The following is a 12,474-nucleotide window of genomic DNA, read 5'->3' as shown; positions in this document are numbered from 1 at the left end:
TCGGTCTACCGGGATGGGGTTACCCGGGAGTACCTTGACGCCGACGGTGATCTGGTGGGGGTCCTGAGATCACCGAACTCCGGCGAGAGAGGCCTTCCGGATGAGAGTTCCGAGAAGTCGTCGAGTGTCCGCAGCAATCCTCCTACTCTCCCTGACCGGGCTCGGCCTGGTCGCTCCCCCGGCACATGCCGACGGTCCCGGCTCTGGTACGCCGTACGTCGTCACCGTCGGGGATTCCTACATCTCGGGTGAGGCCGGCCGCTGGGCCGGTAGCTCGAACGACTCCGAGGCACCGGCCGACGCGCTCGGTGCGCACGCCTACCACGACAACGCGAGCCACACCGCCGAGCAGATCCCGCGCTGCCACCGCAGCCTGTCCGCCGAGGCGTACATCGGTGGCGGCGTCGGCGGCCTCAACCTGGCCTGCTCCGGCGCGAAGACCACGACCGGCACCGGCGACTACTTCAAGCCGGGCATCGACTTCTACGACGACGGCGCCGGCAACCTCGGCCAGGCGAAGATGCTGCAGCAGTTCGCCGCCGCCCACAACGTGAAGCAGGTCGTCGTCTCGATCGGCGGCAACGACTTCAACTTCGCGTCGATCGTCACCCAGTGCGTGCAGGACTTCCTGTTGTCGCCGTCCTGGGATCCCGACTACTGCAAGGACGACTCGTCCGTCGTCGCCAACTTCACGTCCGCCAACATCACAACGGTCCGCGCCAGGATCGCGACCGCGTTCCAGAACATCCGCACCGCGATGCGCAACGCCGGGTACGGCGACACCGCGTGGAGCCTCGTCGTACAGACGTATCCGTCGCCGATCCCGTCGGCCAGCGGGTTCCGGTACAGCCAGAGCGGTTTCACCCGGCAGAGCACCGGCGGCTGCGGCTTCTGGAACGCCGACGCCGACTGGGCCAACGCGACCGCGCTCGTCACCATCAACAACACCGTCCGCGCCGCGATCGGCCAGTCCGGCCTGGCCAACGCCCGCCTCCTCGAACTCCAGTCCGCGTTCAACGGCCGCCGTCTCTGCGAGAAAACCGTCGGCCTGTACGAGGAAGTCGGCCTCAGCTCCTGGACCCAGCCGGCCGCCGTCGACAGGACCGAGTGGATCAACCAGATCCGCACCGTCACCACGATCGGCTCGAACTACTTCATCCAGGAGTCCCTGCACCCCAACTACTGGGCCCAGCTCGCACTCCGCAACTGCGTCCGCCAGACCTACACCCAAAACCGCGGCGGCACCTGCACCATCGCCGGCACCGGCCTCGTCAATGGTGAACCGAGAATGACCCTCAGCTAGGCGGCTTGGGCCGAACGTAGGCGACCGACGTACCCGCCGACCTGCCGCCAAGGACATCCATCAGGTCGGCGTTGCGCCTGCGCTCGGCCCGAGTAGTAACAGGCCGTTCGACCTGCATCGCGTCGTACATCGCAAACCGATCGAGATCCATACACGTCTTGATCGCCGCGCCCCACGCTCCGGCGGCAGCGACGGCGCCCCGATAGGTCACGTACGCGAACCCGTACGGGACCAGGGCCACGAGCAACCACCAACCAGCCGCCAGCAACCAGATAGTGGTGACGACGGCCGATAAGAGTCCGAAGAAGGCAAGCCTGATGGAGATATCCAATTGCTCGCGTGTGTCGTCGACATACGCCGCCCGGCTCGGCGCAGCCGCCACGGTGAGATGCGGCGCCACTGCCACCAGGCTGAGTCCGTATCTTCGCCCGACAGTGTCCTCGATCTGTCGCAGCGCGTTACCGAGTCGAGTCGGCAGCATGCGATCAGCCTGCGGTGGCATCGTGGCCAAAACCTTCAAGACGGCGGACCGCCCCAGGAGCAACCCGTGCACAGACGCCCCGCGCGTCCTGGCGCTCATTGTCACTCGAAGGGAGCTCAGTTCCTCAGGCGACAACGCGGCATACTCCTCCCCACACATCTCCGACCGGATCATTGCGTTGAGCAATCTCTGCGCCTGCTGGTCGAGTGTGCGGGCCGTATTCTCCAGCCGGGTCTGCCGCTCACGGTGACGCAAGGCCAACGCTGTTGCGAGCCGGACTGCGAACGGGCGCGTCCCCCAATAGCCTTCCAGCAACTGCGCGGTGGCGAACTGCAGCGGATGGATAACAAAGCCCAGCAGCAGTGCAGCCCCGATGAGCAATACGACCTTGGGTGTGGTCAACGTAGCGAATGCATGCCCAGCACCACTGAGCTTGAACTCGCCGAATGGTTCCGCCGCCCCGCTCAGTGCGACGATCCACACGACGAACAGCATCGACGGCAGCAGCGATGTGAGGCTGAAGTAGCGGCCGATCTGTGTTCCGATCGAGGCCGCAGTTCCCGGGATGCTCGCGGCCATCAGGTAGGTCCGGGCTGTCGCCAACTACAGTTCGTGCAATGCAGGACGCCGTTCCCGTCCTCTTTCACCACCCCATCCGCGCATTTAGGACATGGGCCGTCCACGGTTGCCTTGACACCCTCCTTGGGCCTCTCGGTGCCTTGTGCCCTGGGATCTCGTTGCATTCGACGACCTCCCCACCCTGACGGTCAGTATGTCCCCGCCCCGCGTCCAGAGCCAGACCTCGGCGCGCCAGCCGACGCGCACCGTCAGCCCTTGAGATCATAGGAGCGACACACGAAGGGAGCGTCGATGTACGGCGACGCGGCGTGCGAGTGAGGCGGGTAACGGCTTGGGCCGTACCAGTGGGTGGTGTGACCGCTCTTGCCGCGGTCAGTGCGAGTTGGGGTCTGACCGCCGCCGCTATGGCCCTGGGATACATGGCGGTCCTGGCGCTCGGCTTGGTTCTGGGTGCGGGCATTAACCCGTGGTCACAACTGAGGACACAGGCGAGATCTCGTTGGCGCCGTCTACAAGGCCCCCGGCGTGGGTCGAAGAGAGTGGCGACACAAGTACCCGCACCGGTTGCGCATCCCACGCCCGCGGTTCCACCGTCAACCGGTTCCAGCTCAGCGTCGTCCCGGCTGAGCGGAGCAGACCTGAGCGGTGCTGACCTGACAGGTGCTGACTTGCGTGGCTTGGACCTCCGAGACGTGAATCTGACTGGTGCTGTTCTCCGGCAGGCGAACCTGCGCGGGGCGCGGTTGTCTCAGCCGCCCGAAACATGAGCCGGCCGCCGCACCCCCGAAGGTGCGGCGGCCGGGTTCATTTCAGGGGGTCAGCTCAGGTTGAGGCCTGTGTCGTCGATGACGAACGAGGTCTGCAGGGAGCTGTCCTCGGTGCCGGTGAAGCTGATCGACACCGTCTGGCCGGCGAACGACGAGACGTTGAACGACTTGAGCGAGTAGCCGCTCGCCTTGTTCAGGTTCGAGTACGTCGCCAGCGTCGTCGAGCCCGCCTTCACCGTCAGCTTGTCGTACTGCGTAGTCGTGGTGGTCTCCGCAGAATCGATGTGCAGGTAGAAGGAGAGCGTCGCCGCGCAACCGGCCGGGATGGTGACCGACTGGCTCAGCGTGTCGGTGTGGGTCTGGCCGTAGCCGTCCAGCCACGCCTTCCAGGTGCCGCCGTGTGCGGGCTGGGAGGCGGTGTTGTCGATGACTCCGGTCGAGGCCGACCACGGCGTCGCCGTGCCGGTCTCGAAGCCCGGGTTGCCGAGCTTCTGGCCCGGCGAGGAGCAGCCGCCACCGACCGGGCTGACGCTGATCGTGAAGGAAGCGCTACCGGATCCTCCGGCACTCGCGGTGGCCGTGGCGGTCACGTTGTAGGTGCCGGCGGTGGTCGGCGTACCGGACACGGTGCCCGTGGAGGAACCGATGGTGATGCCGGCCGGCAGACCGGTCGCGGACCAGGTGTACGGCGCGGTGCCGCCGGTGGCCGACAGCGTGAACGATGCGATCGCCGTACCGACGGTGCCGGTCTTGTTGCCCGGGTTGGTGACCGTGACGCCGCCGGTGCTGCTGCAGGTCGGGTCGGCCGACTGGGCCGGAACGCTGACCGCGTCCCACGCCGCCTTGACCGTGTTGAACTCGGTGCAGCTGCCCGGGTACAGGTTCTTCGCCGCGGTCAGGGTCCAGGTCCGGTACTTCAGGTACGAGCTGCTGCTGGTCTTCATCAGCATCGCGTTGTACATGATCTTGATGGCCTTCTGGATACCCAGACCGGTCACCGACGAGCTGTTGCAGGTCGGGACGTTCGGGTTACCGCCGCTGCCCTGGGACAGCAGCACGAACCAGTGGTCGCCAGGACCGGCGGCCGCGTGCACCTCGGCGCCCGGGATCGAGCTCGAGTAGCAGTTCGGGTCGCCGACCGCCGACGGGTTGTACATGTTGCGGATCGGGCCGCTGCCGACCAGGTTGACCTCTTCACCGACCAGGAAGTCCGGCGGGTCGTAGGCCGAGGACTGGTTGCTGTACCACTCGGTGGCCGCACCGAACGTGTCGGCGACGAACTCCTGCGTGCCCGAACCCGAGATGCCGCCCGGGGTGTGGTCGTCGATGCCGTGGCCGAGCTCGTGGCCCACGACGTCCATCGAACCGATCCAGCCGCCGGCCGTGTTGTGACCGACCTGCACCTGCGTGCCGTCGTAGTACGCGTTCTCGTCGTTCAGGCCGACGCGGATCGGCCAGCCGCCGCCGCTGCCGTCGAAGCCGTTACGACCGAGCCAGTCGTTCAGCATGTGCTTCTCGGTCTGGGCCGTGAAGAGCGCGTCGACGCAGCCGGTCTCCTTGTTGGACGCCGTACCGTTGCCCCAGTTGTCGTCCGGACCGGAGAACGTGGTGTTGTTCGCCGCGTCCTGGCAGGACTGGTTGGTGGTGGTCGGGTCCTTCATCGAGAACGTGCTGCCGGACTGGGTGGTGTCCAGGTGGACCGGGTTCGGTCCGCTGTACGCCGCGGTGCCGTTGCCGGCCATCACGTGCTCCTGGGTACCGAGCACCTTGCCGCTCTGCGCGTCGACGTACACCGACAGGCTCGACGGCTCGCTGCCGTTGGTGCCGCTGACCCGGGACTGCCAGGCGAGCTTCGGGGTGCCGTTGAGCGCGTAGACCGCGAGCGTCGGCGTGGTCGAGGAGTCGACCTTCTTCAGCTGCTTGGTGGCGGTCTTCTGCGCGGTCGCGGCCGTCACCTTGGCGGCCGTGGACAGGTCGGGTACGGCGGTGGTCTGCGCGACCGAGGTGGATTTCACGGCCCCCTTGGCGTCGGTGACGACGACGAAGTCACCACCGATGACCGGGAGACCCTTGTACGAGCGCTCGTACGGGACGTACTGCAGGCCGGACGGCTCCGAGATCACCGGTTTCGCGGTGAACTTGTCGTCCTTCGAGGCATGCAGTGCGCTCGGCCGGCCGGCGACCAGCGACGACGCGGAGTCGACGGCGAACGCCTTCGACTGCGCCTGCGAGGGCCGGGGCGGGGGTGCCGCACTCGGCGCGGCACCTGCGGCCGACGTACCGAATCCGGCGAGTGCTGCCGCTGCCAGGCCGGTGAGGCCCAAGAAGACGGCAGGCTTTCGAGAACGCTGGAACAAGACCATTGGTATTGGTCCCTTCGCGAATGCGGTGCTTTGGGCGGGTTGCGCCTCGCCGGACTGCAGGCGGTGCACCACTCCGCCTGGAACCTCCGGCCTATTCACCGGGCTACCGCGAAAAATCCCCCTTTTTCATCCAACCCTGATGAATCGCGCGGGGGGACACTATGTCCGCGATCGCACCCGGGCAAGGCGCTACCGTGCCGTTGGCACCCTTACGACAACTGACCGCGTTGTCATCGCTACTAACAGCTGACAAAGGCGCCCGAATCCTGAGATTTGTGACAATCCGGGGTCGCGGGGTCGGGGCGTTCGGTCCGGGGCGTGAGGGGGGTGTCGCGGAGGGTGGTGGGTGGGTACTGCCGGTGGTAAGGGGCGGGTGCGGATGGCAGAATCGCGCAGACGGGTTGGCTGCCGCGGGGTGCGACGCGCCGGCAGCGGCGCGACGGGATCGCGATCAGGATGACGCCGGCTGGGGTGTGAGTGGAAACCGAATTCGTGCTGTCGCTCGGCGAGCAGCGCTGGACGCTGCCGGCCGAGGCCGACACGATCACCATCGGCCGCGCCTCCAACGCCGATATCCGCCTGCAGGCGGACGACCAGATCTCCCGCATCCACGCCCGCCTGTCCCGCGACGGCACCACCTGGACCCTCCACGACGAGTCCCGCAACGGCACCGGCCTGAACGGGCACCGCATCACCGCGCCGACAGCCCTCACCACCGGCGACCGCATCCACATCGGCCGCTCGGTCCTCACCTTCCACAAGTCGACCATCCCCGACCCGGTCACCCCGGCGAGCGGTCAGCCGGACGACTCGTATGCGGCGGGCCCCCAGCCGAGCGGGTACGCGACGGGGGCGGAGTCGGGCGGATACGCGGCGGGGGCGGAGTCGGGCGGATATGCGGCTGCCCCGGAGCCCGGCGAGTATGCGGCTGAGGCCGAGCCGGGTGGGTACGCGGCTGAGGCCGAGCCGAGGGCATATCCGGCTGACGCCGAGCAGGCCGACGTACGGGCAGCAGCTCCTCAGCCGCCCGCGCCGGCCGCGCCTCCGACTGCCAGCTCCTGGCCGGCAGCTGCACCTCCCGCACCTGCGGGCGGGGCGCCGGGCCGGGCCTTTCCGCCGGCCGAGGAGCCATGGTCGGCTGACGAAGCTGCAGGCGGTGGTGAGCGGTACGACGAACCGGTGAACCGGGCCGAGGCGGAGCCGTACCGGGCCGACCAGGGCGGGGCTGGTGGCGAGGAGTACGGCGAACCGGCAGGCCGGGCCGAGGGAGCGGAGTACCGGGGCGACCAGGGCGCGGTCGATGGCCAGCGGTACGGCGAGCCGGTAGGACGGGCCAGCGCGGCCGACGGTGGTGAGCGGTACGGCGAGCCGGTGAACCGGGGCGAGGCGGCGGAGTACCCGGCTGACCAGGGCGGGGGTGGTGGCGAGGAGTACGGCGAACCGGCGTACCAGGGCGACGCGGCAGAGTACCGGGACGACCAGGACGCGGGTGGTGGCCGGCAGTACGGCGAGGCGGCGTACGAGGCGGATGAGTATGGGGCTGCGGGGGTAGTGCCGGGGTTTGAAGTGGAGGATCGGGTGGGCGATGGGGGGTGGGCGGCGTATCCGTCGGCGGATAACCCGGAGCCGGTTCGGACGCCGCGGGAGATTTCGGCTCGGGTTGAGCAGGCGGAGCCGAACTGGAACACGTCCGACAGCTGGCCTGAACCGAGCCGTGCGCAGCCCGAGCGACGGCTGCCCGGCGCCGACCGCCGTACGAACGCGGACCGACGCGCCAACCCCGACCGGCGTACGAACGCGGACCGCCTGCCCGGAGACCGGCGTACGAATGCAGACCGGCTGACCGACGGAGACGGGCGTACGGCGGGGTTCGAGGGTGATGCTGTCGGGACCGTGCGGCTGCCTCGGGTGCTGATCGTTGCCGCGGGGATCATCGTTCTCGGGCTGATCGTGAACCTCATCGTGACGTTCCTCGCCGACGGACCCGGCGGCGAACTGCGCTGGCTGGTGCCGCCGGGGATCGCGCTGGTGGTGGCGATGGTGCTCGCGCTGCTCGACGCGGCCGCGCCGAAGGACCACCCGCCTGGCCGGTTCGACGTCTCGATCCTGATCGCGATCGCCGTCGTGCTCGTCGGCGTCGGCGTCGGCGGGTTCGCGCTGACCGCGGGCACGCAGTACGTCGGCGGCTACCTGACCGGCAACGAATCCGGCGAGGACCGGCTGGTGAAACCCGTCGCGAAACCCTCCTCCGCGGTCACGATCACGGTCGAGAACGTCACGTACACGAGCCATTTCACCCGCGTCGAGGTGATGCTCGCGAACGGCGCGAAGGAGCCCGTCACGATCCCGATCGCCGGCGCGACGTTCACCGCCGCGGACGGCACCGCCCTGCGCGCCGACACCCGCCGCAGCAACTGGCCGAGCAAGGTCGCGGCCGGCGGCACCGAGCACGGCACGATCACGTTCAAGGGCAAGCTCCCGGACAGCGCGGACGCCGCCGTCCTGACGCTGAAATCCGGCGACACCGCGTTCACCGTATCCGTTGCCCTCAGCAACTGACTTGAACATACATCGAAAATTGATATAGTCGTCGGCATGGATGTCGATCGGCTGACGACTGTCATCGAGGACTTCAACACGATCTTCATCCGGCTGCCGTCGGTGCGGAGATTCAACTTCTCCACCCTCTCGGTGCTGCACACGCTCGACCGGACCGGCCCGATGCGTCTCACCGAGCTCCTCCCGACGGAGCAGCTGAAACAACCCGCCCTGACCAGCCTGGTCGCGAAGCTCGAGCAGGACGGTCTCCTCCAACGCCGCCCCGACCCCAGTGACGGCCGGGCCAGCCTGATCTCCCTGACCAGCGCGGGTCAGGAGATCGTCCACTCCCGGCACGCGCACCGGGTCGCGAAACTGACCGCACTCGTCGACCAGCTGACGCCTGAGGAGCGTGCCGTGCTCGCGGGCTCCGTCGACGTACTCCATCGCTTGACCGAGCTTGCTGAGGACTCCCCATGATTCCAACGCCCATCCACGTATCCGACGAGGTTCTCGACGACCTCCGGCGCCGCCTGGTCGCCACGAAATGGCCGCGCGACGCCGGCAACGACGACGGTTTCTACGGCGTACGACGTACCCGCCTGCAACCGCTGGTCGAGTACTGGGCCGACGGCTTCGACTGGCGTGCCGCCGAGCGCGCGATCAACGCCTACGACCACTACCGGGTCGACGTCGGCGACGTACCGGTGCACTTCATGCACAAGCCCGGCGTCGGTCCGAATCCGATCCCGCTGATCCTCAGCCACGGCTGGCCGTGGACGTTCTGGCACTGGTCGAAGGTGATCGACCCGCTGGCCGACCCAGCGTCTTACGGCGGGGATCCCGCGGACGCGTTCGACGTGATCGTGCCGTCGCTGCCCGGCTTCGGGTTCTCGACGCCGACGCGGCCGGACATGAACTTCTGGAAGATCGCTGACGTCTGGCACGAACTCATGACGGGAGTTCTCGGGCACCCGAAGTACGCCGCGGCCGGGTGTGACGTCGGCGCGCTGGTGACGGGGCAGCTCGGGCACAAGTACGCCGATGAGCTGTACGGGATGCACATCGGATCGGCGCTGAAGCTCTCGTTCTTCAACGGCGACCGAGGGTGGGACCTGAGCGGCGGCAACCCGATCCCAGCTGGTCTACCGCCGGAGATCCACGCTCGGATCCTCGAGCTCGAGCACCGCTTCGCGTCCCACCTGGCCGTGCACGTACTCGACCCGAGCACGCTCGGTTTCGGTCTCGCCGATTCACCCGCGGGCATGCTCGCGTGGATCATGGAACGCTGGCAGAAGTGGGCCGAGAGCGAGAAGGCGTTCACCGACGACGACCTGCTCACGCACGCGACGATCTTCTGGGCCGGCAACGCGATCGACACCTCGATCCGTACGTACGCGAACAACAACCGCTACCCGTGGACGCCGTCCCACGACCGTACGCCGGTGATCGAAGCGCCGACCGGGATCACGTTCGTCGGCCACGAGGACCCGCCCGGCGTACACACCCCACAGGAACGCGTCGACAACTTCCTCGCCAGCGACCGCGCCGCCTGGTACAACCACACCAACATCACCGCCCACCCCAACGGCGGCCACTTCATCCCGTGGGAGCTCCCAACGGAATGGACCGACGACCTCCGCCGTACGTTCCGCGAGCTTCGTTAGGTACGGCGGAAGTACTCCATTGTGGTCGCGTCTGCTGGGAGGTAGGTCTCGATCGCGATCTCCTCGAGGGTGATGTCGAACGCGGTGCCGAACGTTGTGATCGCGTTGAGGAAGGTGAGGTCGGTGCCGCGATGACGGATCTGGATGGTGAGGGCGATGTCGGCGGGGTCCGGTGGAGTGTTGTCGACGGGGCCGAAGGCAACTAGTTCGTCGTACAGCTGATGGAGCTCCGGGTCGCCGGAGGCGGCGGCCTGGCGGGCGAGCCGTGGCAGCAGGTAGCCGCGGACCTGTTGCAGGTTGATGATCCGCGACGCGATGCCGTCGGGGTGCAGGCCGAGGCGCATCAAGTTGATAGGCGGGGTGAGCAGCTTCGGGTCGACGCCGGCCAGGAGTGCGTTGAACGGATCGTTGGCGAGCAGGAGGTTCCAGCGGCGATCGACGGCGAGGGCCGGGTACGGCGTGTGCGCGCGGACGAACTGGTCGAGGGCCGCGCGGACCCGCGCCATGTCCGGGTCGTCGAGCGGCGTCTGCCGGTATACCGGCGCATGTCCGGCCGCGACCAGCAGCCGGTTGCGTTCTCGCAGCGGCACCGCGAGTTGCTCGGCGAGATGCAGCACCATCGCACTGCTCGGAATCGTCCGCCCGGTCTCGACGAAGCTCACGTGCCGCGGCGACACGTCCGCCTGGATCGCGAGGTCGAGCTGACTCAGCTTCCGCCGCCGGCGCCACTCCCGCAGCAGTTCGCCGACCGGTCTGTCATCACTCACCCTCCGAGTATCGCGGGCCGGGCAATTACAAGCGATGTAATCGACAACGCGGCCGCCGCGGGCTCATCGTCGTCGGCATGACGATCAAGGAACTGACCCTGCACGCGTTCCAGGAGTTTGCCAACGGCAACCTCGAACCGCTCCGCCCGCTCCTGCACGAGAACTTCGTCGAACACAGCCCCGGCAACCCGTCGGGCCGCGACGCCTTCATCGAGTTCATCGCCCGCGCACCGGTCGCCGGGGCCGAGCTCGACCTCCAGCGCATCATTGCCGACGACACCCATGTGGTCGTGCACTACCTCATGACGACCGCCGAGGGGAGCCAGGCCGTGGTCGACATCTGGCGTTTCGAAGGCGAGCAGATCGTCGAGCACTGGGATGTCGTCCAAGCCGTTTAGCGGTGGTCGACCAGGCGCGGGTGGTCGCGCCAGGCCGGCATCGTCGCCATGTAGGCGAGGGTGTCGGCCTCGATCTTCTCGCGCGGCTCGCCCGGGTGCCGGCGCTCCTGCCACGACACCATCGACGCGAATCGGGTGTCGAAGTCCTGAAGGTTGCCGTCGGCATCGACGCAGTACGCGCAGTACCGGCCGCTCTCGATCGGCATGCTGCAGCTCTCGCAGCTAGTGGTCATGGTTCTGCTCCGTTCGGATCAGCTGGGACAGGGTGGTGAGCAGCACTGCCCGGTCGCCGGGTCGCAGCTGGGCGAACGAGTCCGCCAGCGCGACGACACTCAGTACGTCGCGGTCGGCACGCAGTACGTCGAAGCCCTCCGGCGACAGCCACACCAGCGTGCGGCGCCGGTCCTCGGGATCGCGCTCGCGCTCCAGCACGCCCTTGGACTCGAGCTGGGTCACGATGTCGCTGACGACGGACTGCGCCCGGTCCAGGTGCAGCGCGATATCGCCGACGGTCAACGGCCCGGTCTGCGAGAGGTGGTGCAGTACGGCCCGGCTCGCGCCGGACATCTCGGTCCGCTTGCCGTCCCGGCGGTGGAACCGCAGGTACGTCTCGCGGAAGAGGTCAGCGAACGCCTGGGCGTCCTGTTCGGCCGTGCTCACACACAGAATGTCCACCGCGCCGGATCCATCGTCAATCCCGATGGATCGGCACCCGCTCGTCGGCCAGGTGTACGCCGTACTCCACCGCTTCGTGGTCGACGTAGCCGTGGCGCTCCCCGCGGACCAGGTGCAGGCGGATCTGCTGGGCGATGACGTCAGCGGCGTTCTCGTCCGGGGCGTTGTGGTCGAGGCCGGGCAGGATCGTGTACTCGGCGCTCGGCAGGATCGTCGCGAGCTGCGGGAGTACTCCGGTCAGGTACGCGGGCGACTTCTCACCACCGAGGAGAAGGGTCCGCGACGCGATCCCGGCGTACCGGCTCCCGTCGGAGTCGAGCCGAACGATCTCGGCGATCTCCGCCGGCGTCGTCGGCATCATCGCCCGCGTCTCGTGCCCACCGGGCCCACGCAACATCAGCAAGGAGATTGCCCACAGCAACGGCGAGGCCCGGAACGGCAACAACCCGGTCCCTTTGAGGAACGTCGCCATCGCCGCAACCTGCCGCCGATCCCCGAGCTGCCGGATGAACACCTCCAGCCAACTCGCGTCGAACGACCCGCCGATACTCACGCCGGGCTCGTAGACGACCAGCGCGTCGACCGTCCGTCGCAGTCCGACGTGCAACGCCACCAATCCGCCGTAGCTGTGACCGAACACCATTTGCGCGCCGGTGTGCTCCATGACCGCGACGGCATCGTCGACTTCCGTGTCCACGCCGTACGACGGGCCTTGCGGACCGCTCGCCCCGCGGCCGCGTCGCTCGATCACGTGCACCGTATGCGCGCCGGCGAGCCCGCGCGCCAGTGCCTCGTAGTGGTGAGCCCGCCGGTTGTTGCCCGGAATCACCACGAGCCCCGGCCCCGCTCCGAAGCTCAGTACCTCGATCGCAGCCCCGTCGTCCGCGACCACGACATCCCGCCGCCCATTTCGCACGCCACTCATCTGCGCCCTCC

At 68.0% G+C, this 12,474-nt stretch carries 12 protein-coding genes; 6 read left to right on the top strand and 6 right to left on the bottom strand.

From position 1 onward, the window contains the following. Positions 1 to 124: 124 nt before the first annotated feature. Positions 125 to 1,303 carry an SGNH/GDSL hydrolase family protein gene (locus FDA38_RS06800; protein ID WP_137253180.1) on the top strand — a complete coding sequence of 393 codons (1,179 nt, stop codon included), beginning with the start codon at positions 125 to 127 and terminating at the stop codon, positions 1,301 to 1,303. Here FDA38_RS06800 and FDA38_RS06795 read toward each other — a convergent pair. Next, positions 1,296 to 2,363, bottom strand: coding sequence for a hypothetical protein (locus FDA38_RS06795; protein ID WP_137253179.1), 1,068 nt, complete (start codon positions 2,361 to 2,363; stop codon positions 1,296 to 1,298). The genes FDA38_RS06800 and FDA38_RS06795 overlap by 8 nt on opposite strands. A gap of 404 nt (positions 2,364 to 2,767) precedes the next feature. Here FDA38_RS06795 and FDA38_RS43615 point away from each other — a divergent pair, with 404 nt between their 5' ends. Continuing rightward, the gene (locus FDA38_RS43615) at positions 2,768 to 3,130 is read left to right on the top strand and encodes a pentapeptide repeat-containing protein (protein ID WP_137253178.1); all 363 of its coding nucleotides are present in this window, start codon (positions 2,768 to 2,770) and stop codon (positions 3,128 to 3,130) included. A gap of 50 nt (positions 3,131 to 3,180) precedes the next feature. Here the strand turns inward: FDA38_RS43615 and FDA38_RS06785 are convergent, their stop codons facing one another. Next, a complete protein-coding gene (locus tag FDA38_RS06785; RefSeq protein ID WP_137253177.1) occupies positions 3,181 to 5,493 on the bottom strand; it encodes a M4 family metallopeptidase in 2,313 nt (770 codons plus the stop codon). A gap of 477 nt (positions 5,494 to 5,970) precedes the next feature. Between FDA38_RS06785 and FDA38_RS06780 the strand changes: the two genes are divergently transcribed. Genes FDA38_RS06780 through FDA38_RS06770 form a run of 3 tightly spaced genes read left to right on the top strand, consistent with a single transcriptional unit; the run spans position 5,971 to position 9,698 of the window. Continuing rightward, the gene (locus tag FDA38_RS06780) at positions 5,971 to 8,052 is read left to right on the top strand and encodes an FHA domain-containing protein (RefSeq protein ID WP_137253176.1); all 2,082 of its coding nucleotides are present in this window, start codon (positions 5,971 to 5,973) and stop codon (positions 8,050 to 8,052) included. A 36-nt stretch (positions 8,053 to 8,088) separates the two neighbouring features. Next, positions 8,089 to 8,511, top strand: coding sequence for a MarR family winged helix-turn-helix transcriptional regulator (locus tag FDA38_RS06775; RefSeq protein ID WP_137253175.1), 423 nt, complete (start codon positions 8,089 to 8,091; stop codon positions 8,509 to 8,511). Next, positions 8,508 to 9,698, top strand: a complete 1,191-nt coding sequence (locus FDA38_RS06770; RefSeq protein ID WP_137253174.1) for an epoxide hydrolase family protein — start codon at positions 8,508 to 8,510, stop codon at positions 9,696 to 9,698. The genes FDA38_RS06775 and FDA38_RS06770 overlap by 4 nt, the downstream gene beginning before the upstream one ends. Here FDA38_RS06770 and FDA38_RS06765 read toward each other — a convergent pair. Then, complete coding sequence (locus tag FDA38_RS06765) at positions 9,695 to 10,465, bottom strand: helix-turn-helix domain-containing protein (RefSeq protein ID WP_202877574.1); 771 nt, start codon at positions 10,463 to 10,465, stop codon at positions 9,695 to 9,697. The genes FDA38_RS06770 and FDA38_RS06765 overlap by 4 nt on opposite strands. Positions 10,466 to 10,542: 77 nt before the next feature. Between FDA38_RS06765 and FDA38_RS06760 the strand changes: the two genes are divergently transcribed. Then, complete coding sequence (locus FDA38_RS06760; RefSeq protein ID WP_137253172.1) at positions 10,543 to 10,863, top strand: nuclear transport factor 2 family protein; 321 nt, start codon at positions 10,543 to 10,545, stop codon at positions 10,861 to 10,863. Here the strand turns inward: FDA38_RS06760 and FDA38_RS06755 are convergent. Genes FDA38_RS06755 through FDA38_RS06745 form a run of 3 tightly spaced genes read right to left on the bottom strand, consistent with a single transcriptional unit; the run spans position 10,860 to position 12,463 of the window. After that, positions 10,860 to 11,096 carry a hypothetical protein gene (locus FDA38_RS06755; protein WP_137253171.1) on the bottom strand — a complete coding sequence of 79 codons (237 nt, stop codon included), beginning with the start codon at positions 11,094 to 11,096 and terminating at the stop codon, positions 10,860 to 10,862. The two genes, FDA38_RS06760 and FDA38_RS06755, sit on opposite strands and share 4 nt — an antisense overlap. Further along, entirely contained in the window at positions 11,086 to 11,523 is a 438-nt protein-coding gene (locus FDA38_RS06750) for a MarR family winged helix-turn-helix transcriptional regulator (RefSeq protein ID WP_137253170.1), read from the bottom strand. The genes FDA38_RS06755 and FDA38_RS06750 overlap by 11 nt, the downstream gene beginning before the upstream one ends. A 31-nt stretch (positions 11,524 to 11,554) precedes the next feature. Then, positions 11,555 to 12,463 carry an alpha/beta fold hydrolase gene (locus tag FDA38_RS06745; RefSeq protein ID WP_137253169.1) on the bottom strand — a complete coding sequence of 303 codons (909 nt, stop codon included), beginning with the start codon at positions 12,461 to 12,463 and terminating at the stop codon, positions 11,555 to 11,557. Between the last annotated feature and the right edge of the window lie 11 nt (positions 12,464 to 12,474).

Source organism: Kribbella jiaozuonensis (genome assembly GCF_005233875.1).
Lineage (GTDB): Bacteria > Actinomycetota > Actinomycetes > Propionibacteriales > Kribbellaceae > Kribbella > Kribbella jiaozuonensis.
Note: the sequence above shows the minus strand (reverse complement) of the source record. Positions and strands in the feature narration are given on the sequence as shown.

Bases quoted from the DNA above. Each gene is read 5' to 3' on its own strand.
- FDA38_RS06795 (WP_137253179.1), bottom strand. From the start codon at position 2,363: ATGGCCGCGAGCATCCCGGGAACTGCGGCCTCGATCGGAACACAGATC.
- FDA38_RS43615 (WP_137253178.1), top strand. From the start codon at position 2,768: ATGGCCCTGGGATACATGGCGGTCCTGGCGCTCGGCTTGGTTCTGGGT.
- FDA38_RS06785 (WP_137253177.1), bottom strand. From the start codon at position 5,493: ATGGTCTTGTTCCAGCGTTCTCGAAAGCCTGCCGTCTTCTTGGGCCTC.
- FDA38_RS06775 (WP_137253175.1), top strand. From the start codon at position 8,089: ATGGATGTCGATCGGCTGACGACTGTCATCGAGGACTTCAACACGATC.
- FDA38_RS06770 (WP_137253174.1), top strand. From the start codon at position 8,508: ATGATTCCAACGCCCATCCACGTATCCGACGAGGTTCTCGACGACCTC.
- FDA38_RS06760 (WP_137253172.1), top strand. From the start codon at position 10,543: ATGACGATCAAGGAACTGACCCTGCACGCGTTCCAGGAGTTTGCCAAC.
- FDA38_RS06755 (WP_137253171.1), bottom strand. From the start codon at position 11,096: ATGACCACTAGCTGCGAGAGCTGCAGCATGCCGATCGAGAGCGGCCGG.
- FDA38_RS06745 (WP_137253169.1), bottom strand. From the start codon at position 12,463: ATGAGTGGCGTGCGAAATGGGCGGCGGGATGTCGTGGTCGCGGACGAC.